Origin of the sequence: Acidisoma sp. L85, from assembly GCF_009765865.1 — a bacterium.
In the GTDB taxonomy this organism is placed as follows: Bacteria; Pseudomonadota; Alphaproteobacteria; order Acetobacterales; family Acetobacteraceae; genus Acidisoma.
In genome coordinates, this window is record NZ_LMUQ01000026.1 from 343,253 (window position 1) to 362,726 (window position 19,474).

General features: G+C 64.7%; 15 protein-coding genes. 7 read left to right on the forward strand and 8 right to left on the reverse strand.

Annotated elements, in window-relative coordinates; all coding sequences use genetic code 11:
- The coding region (locus GSQ83_RS30365; RefSeq protein WP_254065550.1) for a mannose-1-phosphate guanylyltransferase/mannose-6-phosphate isomerase at positions 1-754 on the forward strand (754 nt) is incomplete at its 5' end.
- Here the strand turns inward: GSQ83_RS30365 and GSQ83_RS07540 are convergent.
- The 4 genes from GSQ83_RS07540 to ssb all read right to left on the reverse strand — a co-directional run bounded on the left by GSQ83_RS07540 (position 739) and on the right by ssb (position 5,486).
- Complete coding sequence (locus tag GSQ83_RS07540) at positions 739-2,100, reverse strand: chloride channel protein (protein WP_158802257.1); 1,362 nt, start codon at positions 2,098-2,100, stop codon at positions 739-741. The two genes, GSQ83_RS30365 and GSQ83_RS07540, sit on opposite strands and share 16 nt — an antisense overlap.
- A 73-nt stretch (positions 2,101-2,173) precedes the next feature.
- Complete coding sequence (locus tag GSQ83_RS07545) at positions 2,174-3,103, reverse strand: aspartyl/asparaginyl beta-hydroxylase domain-containing protein (protein ID WP_158802258.1); 930 nt, start codon at positions 3,101-3,103, stop codon at positions 2,174-2,176.
- A 110-nt stretch (positions 3,104-3,213) separates the two neighbouring features.
- Positions 3,214-4,887 (reverse strand): diguanylate cyclase, encoded by a 1,674-nt coding sequence (locus GSQ83_RS07550; RefSeq protein WP_158802259.1) that lies wholly within the window; start codon positions 4,885-4,887, stop codon positions 3,214-3,216.
- A 74-nt stretch (positions 4,888-4,961) separates the two neighbouring features.
- On the reverse strand, positions 4,962-5,486 hold the full coding sequence (ssb, locus tag GSQ83_RS07555; RefSeq protein ID WP_158802260.1) for a single-stranded DNA-binding protein: 525 nt from the start codon (positions 5,484-5,486) through the stop codon (positions 4,962-4,964).
- Positions 5,487-5,764: 278 nt separating this feature from the next.
- Between ssb and uvrA the strand changes: the two genes are divergently transcribed.
- The 3 genes from uvrA (at position 5,765) to nadC (ending at position 11,422) form a co-directional block, all read left to right on the forward strand.
- The gene (uvrA, locus tag GSQ83_RS07560; RefSeq protein ID WP_254065551.1) at positions 5,765-8,665 is read left to right on the forward strand and encodes an excinuclease ABC subunit UvrA; all 2,901 of its coding nucleotides are present in this window, start codon (positions 5,765-5,767) and stop codon (positions 8,663-8,665) included.
- 888 nt (positions 8,666-9,553) lie between these two features.
- Positions 9,554-10,552 carry a quinolinate synthase NadA gene (gene nadA, locus GSQ83_RS07565; protein WP_158802261.1) on the forward strand — a complete coding sequence of 333 codons (999 nt, stop codon included), beginning with the start codon at positions 9,554-9,556 and terminating at the stop codon, positions 10,550-10,552.
- Between the two features lie 51 nt (positions 10,553-10,603).
- Positions 10,604-11,422: a carboxylating nicotinate-nucleotide diphosphorylase gene (gene nadC / locus GSQ83_RS07570; protein ID WP_158802417.1), complete on the forward strand. Its 819-nt coding sequence runs from the start codon at positions 10,604-10,606 to the stop codon at positions 11,420-11,422.
- Between the two features lie 14 nt (positions 11,423-11,436).
- Here the strand turns inward: nadC and GSQ83_RS07575 are convergent, their stop codons facing one another.
- Complete coding sequence (locus GSQ83_RS07575) at positions 11,437-12,291, reverse strand: squalene/phytoene synthase family protein (RefSeq protein ID WP_254065552.1); 855 nt, start codon at positions 12,289-12,291, stop codon at positions 11,437-11,439.
- A gap of 127 nt (positions 12,292-12,418) precedes the next feature.
- On the opposite strand from GSQ83_RS07575, the gene GSQ83_RS07580 reads away from it, so the two are divergent.
- On the forward strand, positions 12,419-13,021 hold the full coding sequence (locus GSQ83_RS07580; RefSeq protein WP_158802262.1) for a superoxide dismutase: 603 nt from the start codon (positions 12,419-12,421) through the stop codon (positions 13,019-13,021).
- A gap of 851 nt (positions 13,022-13,872) precedes the next feature.
- Here the strand turns inward: GSQ83_RS07580 and yajC are convergent.
- Positions 13,873-14,238, reverse strand: a complete 366-nt coding sequence (gene yajC / locus GSQ83_RS07585) for a preprotein translocase subunit YajC (protein ID WP_158802263.1) — start codon at positions 14,236-14,238, stop codon at positions 13,873-13,875.
- A gap of 96 nt (positions 14,239-14,334) precedes the next feature.
- Between yajC and GSQ83_RS07590 the strand changes: the two genes are divergently transcribed.
- The gene (locus tag GSQ83_RS07590; RefSeq protein ID WP_158802264.1) at positions 14,335-15,201 is read left to right on the forward strand and encodes an ATP-binding protein; all 867 of its coding nucleotides are present in this window, start codon (positions 14,335-14,337) and stop codon (positions 15,199-15,201) included.
- A gap of 144 nt (positions 15,202-15,345) precedes the next feature.
- Entirely contained in the window at positions 15,346-15,642 is a 297-nt protein-coding gene (locus GSQ83_RS07595) for a hypothetical protein (RefSeq protein ID WP_158802265.1), read from the forward strand.
- A 112-nt stretch (positions 15,643-15,754) separates the two neighbouring features.
- Here GSQ83_RS07595 and GSQ83_RS07600 read toward each other — a convergent pair whose 3' ends face one another.
- Positions 15,755-17,137, reverse strand: coding sequence for a sigma-54 dependent transcriptional regulator (locus GSQ83_RS07600; protein WP_158802266.1), 1,383 nt, complete (start codon positions 17,135-17,137; stop codon positions 15,755-15,757).
- The gene (locus GSQ83_RS07605) at positions 17,127-19,391 is read right to left on the reverse strand and encodes a PAS domain-containing sensor histidine kinase (RefSeq protein ID WP_254065553.1); all 2,265 of its coding nucleotides are present in this window, start codon (positions 19,389-19,391) and stop codon (positions 17,127-17,129) included. Before GSQ83_RS07605 ends, GSQ83_RS07600 begins: the two co-directional genes overlap by 11 nt.
- Positions 19,392-19,474 lie beyond the last annotated feature (83 nt).

Genomic DNA, 19,474 nt, shown 5'->3' on the forward strand with positions numbered 1-19,474 from the left:
CCGCCGCGCCGTCGAAGCCCGAACCTCGGACCTCGACTTCATTCGCCTCGGCCGCGACGAATTCGCCGCCTGTCCGAATATCAGCCTCGACTATGCCGTCGCCGAGCACACCGACCGCGCCGCCGTCATCGCCGCCGAATTCGCCTGGTCGGATGTCGGAAGCTGGGGCGCGCTCTGGGACCTCGGCGAAAAGGACGCCGCGAACAATGTCGCGGTCGGCGACGTGCTGCTCGAGGACGCCAAACGCTGCTACGTCCGCAGTGACGGCATGCTGACGGCGGTACTGGGCTTGGAGGACGCGGTCATCGTGGTGACCGAGGACGCCGTGCTCGCCATGCACCGCGACCGCACTCAGGACGTGAAGAAGATCGTCGAGCGCCTCAAGGCTCAGGGTCGGCCCGAGGCGATCATGCACAACATCAGCTACCGCCCCTGGGGCCATTACGAGGTGCTGACCGAGGGCGATCGCTTCCAGGTCAAGCGTATCGTCTGCAAGCCCGGCGAGCGGCTGTCCCTGCAAAAGCATTTCCACCGCGCCGAGCACTGGGTCGTGGTCGCCGGCAGCGCCATCGTGACCCGCAACGACGAGGAGGTCCTGGTGCGCGAGAACGAAAGCATCTACCTGCCCTTGGGCTGCGTCCACCGCCTCTACAACCCCGGCAAGATTCCCCTCACCCTGATCGAGGTCCAGTCCGGCGCCTATCTCGGCGAGGACGACATCGTGCGGCTAGAGGACACCTACGGCCGAAGCTGAGGCTTGCGGGGCGCCCGCCTTAGGCGCGCCGCCGCCCCCTCTGTCTCGCGCAGAAACCGCTGCGCCAGCGTGCCGTACAGCGGTCTGCGGCAGACCAGACGCGAGAAGCCGAAAGCCAGCATTGAGGTCGCCATGATCGGGATCGCCATCTGCTGGTTCGCCGTCATCTCCAGCACGATGACGAAAGCCGTGATCGGCGCCTGCACGACGCCCGAAAAATAAGCGACCATACCGAGCAGCACGATCGCTCGCGCTGGTGTCTCCGGGAAGAAATGCGCGAGCCAGCTCCCCAGCGCGGCGCCGACCGACAACGCTGGCGCGAAGACCCCGCCCGGTATGCCGCTAAGATAGGACGCGACGTTGGCGATGAATTTGAGCAGGAAAAAGCTCACCGGCAGCCGAGCATTGCCTTCGACCAGCGCGCGCGCCTGGGCATAGCCGGTGCCATAAGTGGCGCCATGGGACACCAGACCCACCAGGGCAATCACCAGCCCGCAAATCGCCGCGAAGGCGACGGGCCTGCCGCGCACCCACATGCCTAGCCGCCCAGGCAGGCTGAACGGCGCGAGAATAAGAATCTGGCTGAACCCGCCGCCCAGCAGCCCGCCGGCGGCGGCGCAAAGAACCACCGCCAGCCAGCCCACGCCAAGCGGCAGGCTCACGGTGGTCACGCCAAAATAGGTGTAGTTCCCTGACAGCGCCAAGGTCGCGATGCCACCGATGATGACGGCGGTGAGCACCGTGCCGCTGGTGCGCGCCTCGAAGTTATGGCTCAGTTCCTCGATCGCAAAGACGATGCCCGCGAGCGGCGTGTTGAAAGCCGCCGCCACGCCCGCCGCGCCCCCTGCCAGGATAAGGCCACGCTGCGTCTCGGGCCGGGGCAGTCGTAGAGCGCGCCCGAGCGCATGCATGATCGAGGCGCCCACCTGCACCGTAGGTCCCTCGCGCCCGATCGAAGCGCCGCTGAGGAGTCCGATCAGCGTCAGCAAAACCTTGCCCAAACTCACCCGCAACGAAAGCACGCGCGAGATATTTGCGAGGTCCGTCATATGCAGCGCTGCGATCACCTGAGGAATGCCGCTGCCCTGCGCACCCGGAAAGACACTGCGAGTCAGCGTCACCGCCAGCGCCAGGCCGCCCGGCGCCAGGATCAGCACCAGCCAGGGGCGAGGTCCCGTCATCCAGCGAAACGTGGCTTGCGCCTCGTCCGCGAGCCAGGCGAAGGCGATCGCCATCAGCGCCACCATGACCGCCCCCGCCCAGAAAGCGATCCGCCGCAGCCAAAGTCGCGGCGAGACCAGCGGTAGACGCCGGAGCTGGCGGAACAAACGTCGGTTGATGCGCATCTGCGCTTATCCTGCGCGCGGAGAGCGCTGTCACCAGCGGCCTGTCACGTCGAAGGTCGGCGGGCCCGTCTGCTTAGTAGAAGATCAACACCAGCACGCCGAGAACGATCGCGTATTTGCAGGCGTAATAGACCTTGCGGTTCCACTTCTTCAGCCGCTTGCCGACCAGCCTGATCTTATAGACGCTACCGAAGGCCTTATTGGCGAAGCCGACCTTGTCGCCCTCCATATTCTGCGTCGCGGTCGCCTTGACGAGGTGATGGATGACGAAGCGATTGATCCCTGTCATCAGCCGCGAGCGCAACGGCCGCTCGACGTCGCAGAAGAGGATGAGGCGATTGATGTCAGTCTTGTTCTCGGCGAAATGGATGAAGGTCTCGTCGAAGACCAGCGCCTGCCCGTCCCGCCAGCTCCGCCGCTGGCCGTCCACCTCGATAAAGCAGTCGTCGCTGTTCGGGGTACGCAGCCCGAGATGATAGCGGAGGCTGCCGGCGAAGGGATCGCGGTGGGACACGAGCCGGCTGCCCGGCGGCAGCATCGCGAACATCGCTCCATGCAAACCCGGCACCTGCTCCAGCGCCTTCACGGTCTCGGGGCAGAGCTTCTCGGCGGAGGGCAGCGGCGAGTCGTACCACTTAAGGTAAAAGCGCTTCCAGCCACGCCGGAAGAAGGAATTGAAGCCGAGATCGTTATAGCCCTCGGACGCGCGGACCATGCCGTCATCCATGAGCCGCATGCCCTCGTCCCGGATGATCTCCCATTTTGCGGTGAGAGCGGCGATCCCTGGCAGGTCCTCCTCGCGCAGGAACGGCTTCGATGGCACTCGGGAAAACAGGTAAACCAGGGCGTTATAGGGCGCGAGGAAGGTCGAGTGGTCGGTCAGCTGCCGGCTGAACCGATGCCGCACCTTGCCCCGGAAATGCACCAGCATCGCCGAACCCAGGAAAATAACGATGACCGCAAGCTTGAGCGGCCAATAGGCAATGAGGGTCTGAAAGGACATGTCCGGCTACTACTCTCCCGTGGACATCCCCTAACTACCACACCCCGCCACCCGGCCTCCACCCATCCTCATTACTGCCTGGAAAGCGCAGGTGAATGGGACGCCGGGCCTTAATGCAGCAACGGCGCCGTCGGTCCGGAATGCAGCACGGCGAAGCGGCCGCGAGTAACCACACGGTCTCGTCCCGTATGCTTCGCCTCGTAAAGCCGCTCGTCGGCGATCGACATGACCTGAGCCGGACTGCCGGCCTCCTCCGACTCGGCGACACCGATACTCAGCGTGATCCGCAGATCGGGGTGGATCAGCGACCAGTTCCAGCCGCGAATGACATCCTGCACCCGCCGGCAGATCTTCGACGCCGCCAGGATGCTCGTCTCGTTCATCAGAAGAACGAACTCCTCGCCGCCATAGCGAAAGAGCTGGTCGATGTCGCGAGTCGCGTCGCGCAGCAGGGCGGCGACCTGCCGCAGCACGTCATCGCCCACCGAATGGGAGAAGGTGTCGTTGACCAGCTTGAACCTGTCGATGTCCATCATCGCGCAGGCATAGACCTTGGTCTCGGACTCCACGTCGAGCAGCGCGCGCTCGAGCCGGCGGCGATTGGGCAGCCCCGTCAGCACATCCTCCATGCTCGCATGCATGAGGAGCTTCGCCTCCTGGGCCAGCGCCTTGTTCATCTGCTCCAGCCCATCGGCGCGCGACCTCTCGGCCTCGATCCGGGTGCGGAGCTGGTTGGTCTCGTAATGGATCGCCGCCACCCGTGACCGGATCTGCGAGGTATCGGTGCTCTTGCGGACATGCCGAGCATGAAACTCCCGATGCCAGTAAAGCGCGTCCTCGAACTTGCCGAGGCCGCCATAGGCCTCAGCCAAGGAGCGGCAACAGGGCACGCCGATTTCGAGGTCGCCGGCATCCGCGGCGGTGGCCGCGCATTCGCGCAGCGTCCCAACCGCAAGCTCCCTCTCATTGGTGGCAAGCTGCAGCTTACCGAGCGCGAAGAGGTAATAGATCTGCGAACGCGCGCCGCCGCCGCCGCCGAGCCGGTTCCATTTGCTCAGCGCCTCGGCCGCATTCTCCGGCCGCTCCAGAAACAACTCGTATTCCGCGATGTTGCAGAGGCTTATCCGCTCGGTCCAGGCATCGCCCGCGGCGCTGGATCGTTCCTGTGCTTCGCTGGCGAGCAGAACGGCGCGTTCCATTCGCCGCCGCACCTCGTCGGGTCGGGTCGTGGTGCCATGATCGTCGTGGGTGGCGTGCCAGAACTCCGCCTCGATCCCCGCCAGATTGACGAGATACCGGGCGAGGTCGACATCGATGCCGATACGCCGTGCCAGCTCGACCGATCTCTCCGTGAATTCCAGCGCCCGGTCCAGTTGCCGAAGCATCCAGAAGACCACACCCACCACATTGAGCGCGAAAGCGATGGCGGTATCCTCGCCCGACGCCTCAGCCAGTCCAAGGCCGAGCATCGCCTCGTCGAGCGCCTCATTCGGCGCGCCGATCTCGATCAGCAGCCAGGCATGAACGCAGCGCGACCAGGATTCGCGGGGCTTGTCGCCACGCGCCTTGAACAGGTCGCGGGCCGAGAGGACATGCAGGATGCCCTCCTCGTAATAGGCGAGCATGAAGCAGTACCAAGCCATGTGGCTTGCCGCCATGCCACGCAGGAAAGACTCATCTTTCTCGCCGGCGGCTTGGTCATGCACGCGCTGAGCTTCGGCGAGCGCGGTCTCGACCTCACCGGTGCAGGACAGCCGCCAGGCGCGCGCGAGCAACGGTGGCATGCTGCCGAATGGCGGATTGGCCGGCGTCTCCTCCCGTCCGTCCGCTATGGCCGGGTCATTCTTGGGCGGCGCGCTCAGAAGGGTATCTCGTCGTCAAGGTCGCCGCCGCCCCGGCCGGCATCCCAGCCACCGCCACCGCCACCAGCTCCGCCGCCCGCGCCACTGCGCGCCGCCGCGGGCCGTGCCGCGCGATCAGGTGCCTGATCGTAGGACCGCTCGCTACCACGTGCGGCGCCGCTGCCCTCGGCGGGTCGATCGAGCAACACGAGTTCGGCGCCGAAGCGACCGAGCAGAACCTCGGTCGAATAGCGCTCCTGGCCAGCCTGATCGGTCCATTTCCGGGTTTGCAACTTGCCCTCGAGATAGACCTTGCTGCCCTTCTTAAGAAAGCGCTCGGCCACATCGGCAAGGCGGTCATTCATGATGACGACGCTATGCCACTCAGTGCGCTCCTGGCGCTCATTGCTCGCCTTGTCGTTCCAGCTCTCCGAAGTGGCAATCCGAAGATTGACGATCTTCATGCCGGACTGGGTGTTTCGGACCTCGGGATCCTTGCCGAGATTGCCCACGATAGTCACTTTGTTAACGCTGCCGGCCATAGGCTGGTTCCTCAACAAGAACGCTGGTATTTGCCACGCGGCCTATACCTTACGCCCCAGTCTGGGACCAGCGGTTGCAATGGGCCAGACTTTAATTCGTGCATCGAAACGAGTTTCCAGTCCGTCGCATTGAGCTAAAGTTCTCAGATTCAACCCGGGGTTGCAAGTATTCTCTGGAGCTTTAAATCCGGCGACGCAATGCCGATCTTCCATGGCGGCGGTTTGCACCCGGCACCCGCCTGTCGTAGACGGAACACCTCAGGAACATCGGTCTCAGCGTGACGGACATTCGGCACGGCTCCTTCATCACCGTGCGCGGCGCGCGGGAGCATAATCTCAAGAACATCGACGTCTCGATTCCCCGGGACAGTCTCGTGGTCATCACGGGGCTCTCTGGTTCGGGCAAGTCGTCGCTCGCCTTCGACACGATCTATGCCGAGGGCCAGCGCCGCTACGTAGAAAGCCTTTCCTCCTATGCCCGCCAGTTCCTCGAACTGATGGGCAAGCCCGATGTCGACAGCATCGAGGGCCTTTCGCCCGCCATTTCAATCGAGCAGAAAACCACCAGCCGCAATCCGCGCAGCACGGTCGGCACCGTCACCGAAATTCACGACTACATGCGCCTGCTCTGGGCACGAGTCGGAATCCCCTATTCCCCCGCCACCGGCTTGCCGATCGAGGCGCAGACTGTGAGCCAGATGGTCGATCGAGTCGCCGCCATGCCGGAGGGCACGCGGCTGCTGCTGCTCGCCCCGGTGGTGCGGGACCGCAAGGGGGAGTATCGCAAGGAACTCGCGGAGTTGCAGCGCCGCGGCTTCACCCGCGTCAAGGTCGACGGCAAGCTCTACGAAATTGGCGATGTCCCCGCGCTGAACCGCAAGACCAAGCATGAGATCGAGGCGGTGGTGGACCGCGTGGTCGTTCGCCCCGGCATCGAGCCACGTCTGGCGGATAGTTTCGAGACCGCCCTCGGCCTCGCGGATGGCGTGGTCTATGCCGAGCCGCCCGATGCGGCGGCCGATGGCAGCCAGCGCATCACCTTCTCCTCCCGCTTCGCTTGCCCGGTCAGCGGCTTCTCGATCGAGGAGATCGAGCCTCGGCTCTTCAGCTTCAATTCGCCGCACGGCGCCTGCCCGGCCTGCGACGGCCTCGGCCTCGAAAGCTTCTTCGACGGCGCGCTGGTCGTGCCAGATGAGCGGCGGCCGCTGAACGCCGGCGCCGTGGCACCCTGGAGCCATAGCCAGACACCTTATTACGACCAGACGCTGCAGGGTCTCGCCAAGCACTTCAAGATCCGGATGACGACGCCCTGGGACGAGCTGCCCCAGAAGGCGCGAGACGGCATCCTTTACGGTACGGGCGATGTCTCGGTCGAGCTGACCTATAAGGACGGCGTGCGCGCCTATTCCGTGAACAAACCCTTCGAGGGCGTGCTCAAAAACCTCGCGCGCCGCTGGAAGGAAACCGACAGTGCCTGGCTGCGCGAGGAACTCAGCCGCTACCAGGCCGACAAGCCCTGTGCCGTCTGCAACGGCGCTCGCCTCAAGCCCGAGGCGCTGGCGGTCAAGATCGCAGGCTCGACCATCGCTGAGGCTTCCGAACTTGCCATCCGGCGGGCGCTTCCCTGGTTCGAGGGTGTGCTCGAACAACTCACGCCCCAGCGGCAGGAAATCGCTCGCCGCATCCTGCGCGAGATCGTCGACCGGCTGAAATTCCTGATGGATGTCGGGCTCGACTACCTGACCCTCGCTCGCGGCTCGACCACCCTCTCGGGCGGCGAGAGCCAGCGCATCCGGCTCGCGAGCCAGATCGGCTCCGGCCTGACCGGCGTGCTTTATGTGTTGGACGAACCCTCAATCGGCCTGCATCAGCGCGACAACGAACGGCTGCTGGGCACGCTCAGGCGCCTGCGCGGCCTCGGCAATACCGTGCTCGTGGTGGAGCATGATGAGGACGCCATTCGCGCCGCCGATCATGTGATCGACATGGGTCCGGCCGCCGGCGTCAATGGCGGCTACGTCATCGCGCAGGGCACACCGGCCGAGGTCGCGGCCAATCCGAAGTCGATCACCGGCGCCTATCTTTCTGGCCGCAACATGATCCCGGTGCCGGAGCGCCGCCGCCCGGTCGATCGTGCGCGCATGCTCACCGTGGTCGGTGCCACGGGCAATAACCTCAAGGACGTCACGGCGCGCTTCCCGCTCGGTGCCTTCACCTGCATCACCGGCGTTTCGGGCGGCGGCAAATCGACCCTCGTCGTCGATACGCTCTACAAGGCGGTCTCGCGCCGGCTGATGGGCAGCGGCGAGGTGCCGGCGCCGCATACCCGCATCGACGGCTTAGGCGAACTCGACAAGATCATCGACATCGACCAGTCGCCGATCGGCCGCACGCCGCGCTCCAACCCCGCGACCTATACCGATCTCTTCGCCCCGATCCGCGACTGGTTCGCCGAGCTGCCGGATAGTCGCGCGCGCGGCTACAAAGCCGGCCGCTTCAGCTTCAACGTGAAGGGCGGCCGCTGCGAGGCTTGCTCGGGCGACGGGCTCATCAAGATCGAAATGCACTTCCTGCCGGACGTCTTCGTCACCTGCGACGTCTGCAAGGGCAAGCGCTACAATCGCGAGACTTTGGAAGTGAAGTTCCGCGACAAATCGATCGCCGATGTGCTCGACATGTCGGTGGCGGAGGCGCTGCCCTTCTTCGCCGCCGTGCCGCGCATTTTCGAGCGACTTTCCGTGCTCGACCGCGTCGGTCTGGGCTACGTCAAGCTCGGCCAGCAGGCGACGACATTGTCGGGCGGCGAGGCGCAGCGCATCAAGCTCGCCAAGGAACTCGCCCGCCGCGCCACCGGGCGCACGCTCTATATCCTGGATGAGCCGACCACCGGACTGCATTTCGAGGATGTTCGGAAACTACTGGAAGTCCTGCATGCGCTGGTCGATCAGGGCAATACGATCCTGGTCATCGAGCACAATCTGGAAGTCATTAAAACCGCCGATTGGATTCTCGACCTCGGTCCCGAAGGCGGCGACGGCGGCGGCCGCATCGTCGCGGAGGGCACGCCGGAAGACATCGCGGCAAACCCGGCAAGCCACACCGGCCGTTTCCTGACGCCTCTGCTCGAGGGACTGCCCGTCATCCCGGTAAAGCCCAAGGCCGCCCGCAAGCGCGCCTGATCCTGGCGCTGACCGAAGACTGGTGGCCCGCCTGCCGAGCGGCAGGCCGAAAGCTGTGCGCGGATACGGCGCTAACTCTGACACGTCACAAAACCAACGCGTGGACGTTTAGAGTTTAGACAGTTCCGCCAACTAATTTTGCGGAACGAAACGGCTTCGCACAATCAACAATTCGGTGCAATTTCGTATCGATTTCTTCGCCCATCTTCGCCGACCGCGTTCAGTGTCCTGAGCGGTAGCGCTCAGCATGCGCGAGTCATTTCTCTATCAATCCAGGAGGTCTCGGTGTCCGTCTCACATCCAACACAACAAACACAACACGTCTCGGCAGGAAATTTCAATCCGGATCAGCCCACCCTTACGGAGGAACTGTTCAGAGAGCGGCCTGGTCCCGGGTCATCGGCGCAGTCTGGTGCACAGCATCATGCGAGAGGATATCCGGTCGCTCCCGGCCCCTCAAGCTACGTACAGCCGCACGCCCCCGCTTCACAACAGAAGACGGGCTTTTGCATGTCCAAAGAACAGTACGCGGCCTTCTGCGCAGAAGCCTGTAAGCAGTGGGGAGTGGGGGCGGACCCCGAGTTGGTGAAACATTTCCACGGGCAATACTTCTCCCACTGCGGATCGAACAACGCCTCTTAACCCTCGTTTTCGCCCCCGTCTGAACCCGCGTCCCAAACCGCGGCATGGCACGCATCAAGTGAGCTGCGTATTCAGTGAGTACGTGATCTCCCCTCCCTGCAAGGGAGGGGAGAAGTGTTGACGAGGCGCAGTAAGTTCAGAGACTGAGTGACACCCGCACACCCTCCCAGACAAGCACACCTCCGCATTAGCCCCTCGTTAACCTTCGCCCTGTAACGCTCACCACTTCACCACACGGTACGGTTGATGAGCGTGACTGCTGCGGGCCGGCTGGACCCTATTCCCCTGCCGGATCTCTATGACCGCCTGCGTGGCCAAGTCACGCCAATCGAGTGGCCCATCATGGCGCGCGATATCGCGGCAATCCTCCGCCTCAAGCGCGAGCGTAACGCCGTCATCCTTGCGCATAACTACCAGCCGCCGGAAATCACCAGCACCATCGCCGATATCGTCGGCGACAGCCTGGCGCTCGCCCGCCAAGCGGCAACGGTGCAGGCCGAGGTCATCCTCGTCGCCGGCGTCCATTTCATGGCCGAGACTGCCAAGCTGCTCAATCCGCAACGCCGTGTGCTGATCTCCGATCTTCGCGCCGGCTGCTCCCTCGCCGACTCCATCACCGCCGCCGATGTTCGCGGACTGCGCCTCGAATATCCCGGCGTCCCGATCGTGACCTATGTCAACACCTCCGCCGCGGTGAAGGCGGAATCCGACATCTGCTGCACCTCCGGCAATGCCCTCGCGGTGATCCGCTCGCTCGGCGCACCGCGCGTCATCATGCTCCCCGATGAATACCTCGCCCGCAACATCGCCAACCAAATCCCTGAGGTCGAGATCATCGTCTGGTCCGGCCATTGCGAAGTGCACGAAACCTTCACTCCGGCGGACATCGCGGGCGTCCGCGCCCGCTACCCCGACGTCGTCGTAATGGCCCATCCGGAATGCCCCGAAGCCGTCGTCGCGGCCGCGGATTGCGCTGGCTCCACAGCGCAAATGGCGGCGTTCGTCGCTGCCCGCCGCCCCGCTCGCGTCGCGCTCGTCACGGAATGCTCGATGAGCGACAACCTCGCCCTCGAATTCCCCGACGTTACCTTCCTGCGGCCGTGCAATCTTTGCCCGCATATGAAGCGTATTACGCTGCCCGGCATTCGCCATGCCTTGGAGACGATGACACAGGAAATCCTGATCGACCCCGCTCTCGCCGTCTCCGCCCGCGCGGCGGTCGAGCGCATGATCGCAATCACCTAGGACGCCGGGTTGCCGACCCCGCCGCCCCTGCCGCGCCTTCTCGTGGAACCGATGATCCGCGCCGCACTGCTCGAGGATCTTGGGCGCGCTGGAGACATCACCTCCAACGCCGTCATCCCGCCCGAGGCGATGGCCGAGGGTGCCATCGTCGCCCGTGACGCCGGCGTCATCGCCGGCACCCAGGCCGCCACACTCGCCTTCGCGCTCGTCGATCCCGCCATCACCATCATCATCGAGCGGCCAGACGGCGCGGAAGTCGCTCCGGAGGACATCGTGCTACGGCTCCGAGGACCCGCTTGCGCCGTGCTCTCGGCCGAGCGGGTCGCACTCAACTTCCTCTGCCGCCTCTCAGGCATCGCAACAGTCACCGCGGCGCTTATGCGCACCGCGGGGCACCACGGCCACGCGCGCATCGTTTGCACGCGAAAAACGACGCCGGGGCTGCGCGTTCTCGAGAAACAGGCGGTGCGCGCCGGCGGCGGTGGCAATCATCGCTTCGGGCTGGACGACGCCATCCTGATCAAGGACAACCACATCGCCGTGGCGGGCGGCATTCGCCCCGCGCTTGAGCGCGCGAAAGCGGCGGTCGGCCATCTCGTGAAAATCGAGATCGAGGTCGATACCCTCACTCAACTCGCTGAGGCTCTGGCAATCGGCGTGGATGCCGTGCTGCTCGACAACATGACGCCCGAATTGCTGCGTCAGGCGGTCCGCATGATCAATGGCCGCGCCATCTCGGAAGCTTCGGGACGCATCTCGCTTGCCACCGTCGGCGCCATTGCGGCGACAGGCGTAGATCTGATTTCGGTCGGCTGGATAACCCACAGCGCCCCCATCATCGATCTCGGCCTCGACCTGCAAACCAACTGACACGGCGCGAGTTGCTAACGCCGGTACGACAGCCCCGCCCAGAGCACGGCCGCGCGGTCCGTCAGCCCCCTCGGCCGAGGCTCCCCAACGCTCAGCGATCGCAGGTCCCGCCGCGCCAGCGTGCCTGGCAGCCACGCGGCCACGGCAACGCGTGGCACCCGAATATCGCGGGACCGATGCAGCCATCCCCGCGCCTCGGCGGCAAGTTCGGCAAGCACCGGCACCAAAGCCGGATCGAAGGGCGCCGCCGCCGCTGCCGCGGCCGTCAGCCCTGCAAGCGCGAGGCGATCGGCGGGCCAAGGCGCCCAGCCCCGGCGCCCAAGCGGCCCTCGGCTCCGCAGCAATCCGGCCACGCCATAAGCGGCCCCGCTCAGCCTCAGCCCCTCTAACGCCTCCGGCGACGTCACCCCCAGCGCTTGCCCAGCCGCCACCGAAACGCCCCCCGCGCCCGCGAACAGCCAGTCGCGCCAGGCGTCCGCCGTCGCGATCTCGCCCTCCACCTCAGTCTCCCGAGCGGCGATGAGCGCCAGCAAATCCGGCCGCGAGAGCCGCCCCTCGGCGAGAGCCTCGGCCAGCGGCGTCGCGACCTCATGCGGCTTCGCCTCCCCCTCCACCACCTCCCGCCACCATTGCAGCCGGATCAGCGCGAGCAGCGGCTGGCTGGCGACTTCACGTGCCCGTGCGATTTCGTGGTTGAAGGCATAGAGCGTCAGCAGCGCCTCGCGCCGCTCCGGCGGAGCAAACAGCGCCGTAAGGAACCGGTCCGGGTCATGACGACGGACAATTTCACCAATCGGGGAAAGCATCGCCGCGTGATGGCGTTTCTCGCGCGCCCAGACAAGCCGGTGCGGTGATGCGAGCCCTGGCACGCGGGCCACTCGGGTTGACGGGTCGTGACGCGGGCATAAGGTAAGGGCGTCAAGGCAGCGTGCCCTTTCCATTGCGCGCTGGCCTGCGTCACAAGAACGCCGTCACAAGAACATCGGAGAACGCCTCATGGCTTTCGAGCTTCCCCCGCTGCCCTACGAGACCTCGGCGCTAGCGGGCGCCGGCATGTGCCAGGAGACGCTGGAACTGCACCACGGCAAGCACCATCAAGCCTATGTCACCGCGCTCAACGGCTTCGTCGAGAAGAACGCCAATCTCCAGGGCAAATCCCTCGAAGAAATCGTGAAGCTCTCCTACGGCCAGAGCGACCTGGCTCCGGTTTTCAACAATGCCGGCCAGCATTGGAACCATGTTCTGTTCTGGAAGAACATGTCGCCGACCGGCGGCAAGCTGCCCGGCAAGCTGGAAACCAAGATCACCGCCGATTTCGGCTCGGTGCAGGCTTTCAAGGACGCCTTCAAGACCGCCGCGACGACCCAATTCGGTTCGGGCTGGGCTTGGCTGATCCTCGCCGCTGACGGCAAGCTCAAGGTGACCAAGACGCCCAACGGCTCCAACCCGCTCGCCACCGGCGAGGGCAAGGCGCTGCTCGGCCTCGACGTCTGGGAGCACAGTTACTACCTGGACTTCCGCAACCGCCGCCCGGACTACGTGACCAATTGGCTGGACAAGATCGCCAATTACGACTTCGCGGCGAACGAACTGGCTTAAGCGCGGCGAAACCAGCGGTGGCGGGGGTTGCCGGAAGGTAGCCTCCGCGTCGGCTACCACCGCCTTCACAATTCGTTAAACACAACTCGATAGTTGAGAATAATTCTCATTTGCAAGTTGAGGCTTAATGTCCTTTTCAGCGCCGACTAGGGCGACGCCGGTTGGTCGAACGCCGGGTCATCAGCCGTCGGATTATCAGACGGTCGTCGTCCGACTTGACGACTCAAACTCCGAGTTCTTCACGCTTCCTCAGACGGCAACACCGGCCGGCCAACCAATTCCGGCGATGGTCGTTACTAAATCTGGAGAGCGCCCTCACATTGGGCCTCCCGCACCCCTGCCCTACGCGGTCCACAATAGCCGACTGCAAAGTGGCGCTGGGCCGTTGGCGACAGGCACACTCTTCGCAACCAATTGGCCGGCTCAGGTCACCCAGGCATCCCAGACTCTCGGGCTGCAGATGAGCCCGGCAGAGATGGCCGACTGGCTACGCTGGCAAGATAGGCCGCAATCTCCAAGCCCGGCTATTCAAGAGAACTGGACGCGCCCCGCTCGAAGCGATGTCCAGACGGCCACCATCGGGAGCATCACGGATTGGAATGAACCCATGAGCCGACCGGTGCGCCAGACACCGGTCCCGCCAGTGCCGTCCGTGCCGTCCGACGACACAAGGTTCAGGCAGAAATATAACCAGCAGAGGTATGGCGCCATTTCACGAGTGCCCGGATTCACCAGCTACCTGAAGCGCTATCATGCGTTCGGAAATCAGGTCAGCCTTATTACAGCGCCAGTTTCCAGATGGACCCGGTGGCTGCATCCCTCTTAGAAGCACGTCCTTGGAGCAACTCGCCTCAGGAAACCTTGGCGGGCGGCGACGCCGGCTTCACGTCATTCGCGACCGTCGGCTTGACGATATTGGAGATCGTCTCCCGCAACACCGTCACCCGCACATTCGGCGCGATCTCGACTTCGATCTCGTTGGTGCCTTCGCGGGTCTTCTGGACGGTGCCAAGGATACCGCCCGCCGTCACCACCCGGTCGCCACGCTTGATGGAGGAGAGGCTTGCCTTGAGCGCCTTCTGCTTTTGCTGCTGCGGCCGGATCAGGATGAAATAAAACACCCCGAAGATCAGGATGAGCGGCGCGAACTGGGTCAGCGACGCCATCGACATGCCGCCGCCGAGCGACTGGGCATAGGCCGGGGAAATGAGGTGCATTGTCGGTCGTCCAGCTTGCGGTGATTGGGGCGGGACCATAGTTTCCGCACCCCGGCCGTCAAGCCTCCCTTCCTAAGCCAGATGGATCCTCGCCTGATGGATACGACTTTGCCTGACCTGCTGACGCGCATCGCCCAGGCGCTGGAGCGTCTGGCGCCGCCGCCTCCGGCCGCTCCGGACCTCACTCTGGCCGATGGCTTCGTCTGGCAGCCCCGGCCGCCGGCACTCGTTCCCGTGCCTCGCATCTCCCGCGTCGCACTCGACCTTATCCGTGGCGTCGATCGCCAGAAGGAGGCGATGCTGGAGAACACGACCCGCTTCGCTCGCGGCCTGCCCGCGAATAACGCGATGCTGTGGGGCGCCCGCGGCATGGGCAAGTCGTCCCTGGTCAAGGCCGCCCATGCCGCCGTAAATGCCGAAACGCCCGGCACCCTCAAGCTCATCGAAATCCATCGCGAGGACATCCGCACCCTCCCCGACCTGCTGAACCTGCTACGCGGCAGGCCGGAGCGGTGCGTGATCCTCTGCGACGATCTCTCCTTCGAACGCGAGGATGCCGACTACAAAGCGCTCAAATCCGTTCTCGACGGCGGCATTGAGGGGCGGCCGGATAACGTCTTGTTCTACGCCACGAGCAACCGCCGTCACCTGATGCCGCGCGACATGATCGACAACGAGCGTTCGACCGCGATCAATCCCGGCGAGGCGGTCGAGGAGAAAGTCTCCCTGTCGGACCGTTTCGGCCTCTGGATCGGTTTCCACAACTGCGACCAGCCCACCTTCTTCGCCATGGTCGAGGGCTATTCCGAGGCCCTTGCATTGCCAATCGAGCCGGAAGCCTTGCGAGCCGGCGCTGTCGAATGGTCCGTCACGCGCGGCGGCCGCTCGGGCCGCGTGGCATGGCAGTACATTCAGGATTTGGCGGGGCGCTTGGGCGTCAAGACGGAGGGCTCGCTCGGCTAAGGCTGTCGGGTAACGGCAGGACCTCGGCGGGCCACGCTCCGTAAAACGAAGAAAACCTTCTCAGGCGTGGCTTAGCGTCATGACATTCACCTTCTAGTAATCTCTAGACCCCAAGCTGACTTCTTCAGTCTGGGGGAAAATCATATGAGGCAAATCACGTTTGGTGGGTCGAAGCCTGACATACCCTGGCGCGCCCCCATCCCTTCCAATGTCCTTGTATTGGGCAACAATTACTCGCTGCGGTGGCTGATGGAGCGAGCGGCTCGTGTGGCCCCCGTTGCGGCTAGCGTGGTCGTCATCGCAGGAGTGGCTTACTCCGCAGGTGTGCTCATCCGCAAAGGCGCCGGGGCCGCCCAAAGCTACCTTCCCGCTCCCACCGCTCCGCTCGCGCAAAACACACCAATCGAGCTTGCCGGACTGTACCAGATCCGAGACGTCTGACATCGGCCGGCGTTGGCGCCAGCGCCTTAACGTAACCCTAAGGAAAAGACCGACGATCTAGGTGGCTTCAAAGTCGCGGATACTCCGCTCGCAACATACGGCGACACCCACCTCAGCCCCGTTCCTCAGTCGTCACCCCGAGCTGCTTGAGCTTGCGATGCAAAGCGCTGCGCTCCATGCCCACGAACGCGGCTGTGCGGCTGATATTGCCGCCCAGCCGCACGAGCTGCGCCTGTAGGTATTGGATCTCGAACAGATCCCGCGCCTCCCGCAGCGTCAGCCCCATCATGTCGGCGGCCGGATCGAGCGACAGTAGCCGCGGGGCATGGGAACTGATCTCCGGCGGCAGCACATCCGCCCGGATCGCATCGACAGCGCTGCCGGGAGCCATGATGAGCAGCCAATCCATCAGGTTGCGCAGCTGCCGCACATTCCCCGGCCAGTCATAGGCCTGCAAAGCCGCGACCGCATCGGCCGCCAGAATACGCGGCGCCATCCCCGCACTCTCCGCCGCGCGGGCGAGGAAATACTGGGCCAGCACCGGCACATCCTCCCGCCTCTGCCGCAGCGCCGGGATCTGCAGCGGCACCACCGCCAGCCGATAAAACAGATCCTCGCGGAACCGCCCGCCGGCAATCTCCGCTTGAAGGTCCCGGTTGGTGGTGGTGATGACCCGCACATCGACGCTCACCCGCGCCGAACCGCCAACCCGCTGGAACGCCTGGTCCTGCAAGGCTCGCACGATCTTGCCCTGAGTCTCCAGCGGCATATCCGCCACCTCGTCGAGCAGCAGCGTGCCGCCATGGGCGCGCTCCAGCACCCCGGCCCGCCGCGGCTCCCCGGCCGCCGCCTCCACCCCAAAAAGCTCCTCTTCGAACCGCGTGGGATTGAGCGTGGCGCAGTTGAGCGCCACGAACGGCTGGTCGGCGCGGCGGGACAGCGCATGCAGCATGCGCGACGCCACCTCCTTGCCCGCCCCCGCCGGACCCGTCACCAGCACGCGGGACCCCGTCGGCGCCACCCGCTCCACCGCCGCGCGGATCGCCTGCAAGGCCGCGCTCTCGCCGATCAGCTGCGACTCCGCACCCGCGCGCAGCCGCAGCTCGGCATTCTCGGCGGCCAGCCGCGCCGCCTCCAACGCCCGGCGCACGATCAGCAGCAGCCGGTCGGCCTTGAATGGCTTTTCGATGAAGTCATAGGCGCCGAGCTGAATGGCATTCACCGCCGTCTCGATCGTGCCATGGCCCGAGATCATCACCACCGGCACATGCGGCTGCTCGCGATGCAGCGCCTCCAAGATCCCCAAACCATCCAGCCGCGAGTTCCGCAGCCAGATGTCGAGCACTACGAGGCTCGGCCGCCGCGCATGGAACGCGCCGATCGCATCATCCGCATTCGCCGCCTGGCGCGTGAGATAGCCCTCGTCGCGCAGCACGCCGTCGATCAGCATGCGGATATCGGCTTCGTCGTCGACGATGAGGATATCAGCGGCCATCGTCAGCCTGCATCACGCTTTGCACTTGAGCGGCCTCCGAAACCAGCGGTAGCACCAGCGTCGCGACCGCGCCGGGCCCCGGCTCCCGGTCATCGAGCAGCACCGTGCCCTCGTGATCCTCCATGACCTTCTTGACGATCGCGAGGCCAAGCCCGGTGCCCTTCTGCTTCGTCGTCACATACGGTTCCGTCAGTTCCCCCCGCTCCTCCTCCGGCAGCCCGACCCCGTCGTCACTCACGCTGATATGCACGGTCTGATCGACGCGCTTCACCACGATATCGATATGGCCCGCGCCCGGCCGCATCTGGATGGCGTCGGCGGCATTCTGCAGAAGATTGGTGATCGCCTGACCGATCAGCCGGCGATCACAGGGCACCCGGAAACCACCGAGAGGAATGTCGGCCGTGAAATTGATTTCCGGCCGCGCATGCTGCTGCAACATCAGCGCGTCACGCACCACCGAGCCGATCTCCTCGGGCTTGATCACCGGCTGCGGCATTCGCGCGAAAGCGGAGAACTCATCGACCATGCGCCCGATATCGCCGACCTGACGCACGATCGTATCCGCGCATTGCCGAAAAGTCTCGGGATCCGAGGTAATCTCCGACAGGAACCGCCGCTTCAGCCGCTCGGCGGATAGCTGAATGGGGGTCAACGGATTCTTGATTTCATGCGCGATGCGGCGAGCAACATCCGCCCAGGCGGCCTTGCGCTGCGCCGAGGCGAGTTCCGTGATGTCGTCGAAGGTAATGACGAAACCGTCAACCCGCTCCTCCGTCAGCTCGACGCTGAGCCACACGTTGAGTAGCCGCTTATGAGCCGCCGGGCCGATCGAAATCTCGACCCGGCGCGGCCGCTCCGGCATGGCGCGTGCGACCTCGATCAGCGGCGCGAAATCCGGCACGACCTCGGCCAGCGGCTGCCCCATCGCGGCGAGAAGATCGACGCCGAGCAGCGTGGAAGCGGCGCGGTTGGGCAATTCGATCCGGCCCGCGGGATCCAACCCGATGACGCCCGCCGAGACACCCGCCAACACCGCCTCAGTAAAGCGCCGGCGGTCATCGATCTGGCTGTAGGCCTGCATAAGTTCGGAGCGTTGAGCACCAAGCTGGCCCGTCATGCGATTGAAGGCACGCGTAAGTCCCGCGATCTCATCATCGCGCCGGCTTTCCGGCAAACGCACGCCGAGATCACCCGACCGGATGCGTTCGGCCGCGCGAATGAGCCGGCCGACGGGGCGTGCGATCTGATTGGCAAAGACCAGGCCAAATAGAATCGCGGCGGATAGAACCAGCAACGCCACCATCGCGAAGATGACGACGAAGGTGATCTGCAGGCTATGCCGATGCGCTTCTAGCCGGTGATATTCCGCCGCCGCCGCCTCGGTCCGCGCCATATGCGCGAGGATCGTGGGATCGACCGGCTTCTGGATCAACAGCATCAGGGGCGGCGTGGAATCGAGCTGCACCAGTCCCGTCACGCTAGACCCATCCCGCGATCCCATGACTACGACATCGCCATTCCGCGCCACATCCTCGGCCCATGGCGGCGGCAGCCCACCCGAAGCGCTGCCGAGCATTCCGGTGGACGCGATGATCTGGCCTGTGGTCGGTTCGAAAACGATCGCTTCCGTGAGGCCCCGCAAGGAAATCTGTGTGCCGAGGAATTGGCCGAAGTTGTTCAGGTTGCTGGTCAGATAGGGTCCAGCGCGTGCCATATCATTGGCCATCGCGAAAGCATCCGTGCGGATCTCATCCTTGTGCTCGGTGAGATAGCCTTGCGCCACCTGCATGCTTTCGTCGATCGCGGTGCGAACGCGTTCATTGAACCAGGCCTGGATGCCGAGCTGGAAGAAGACGGTTGCGAAAATCGCCAGCACGATCGCGGGTGTTACCGCGACGACGCTGAACAGCAGAACGAGCTGCGCCTGCAACCGCGATCCCGCCGAACCGCGACGACGTTCCAGCGTCACGCGCACCACGCGTCCCGCGACGGAGGCAACCAGCAGCAACAGCAACGCGAAATTCGCCGGCACCAATGCGACAACGGCGCGATGGCTGAGGCCGAGCGACATGCCGCCGGAAAGAATGACAAAACTCGCAACGGCCAGCACAAGCGCGGCCGCCGCCAGCATCAGCGTCACCGACTTGCCGAGCGCCACATTGACGATCAGCCCAAACCGCGAGCGGTTCTTCGGATCGGCGGTCTCGTCGCCAAGCAGCGGCATCGCCGAGCGGGTATTGCTGATCAGCATGGGGCTTTCCCCCGCAGTGTCGACGCGGAGCGCCTTCGCACCCCTCCCGTTATGCGCGGCGAAGGCCGAGCATCCACGTCTTG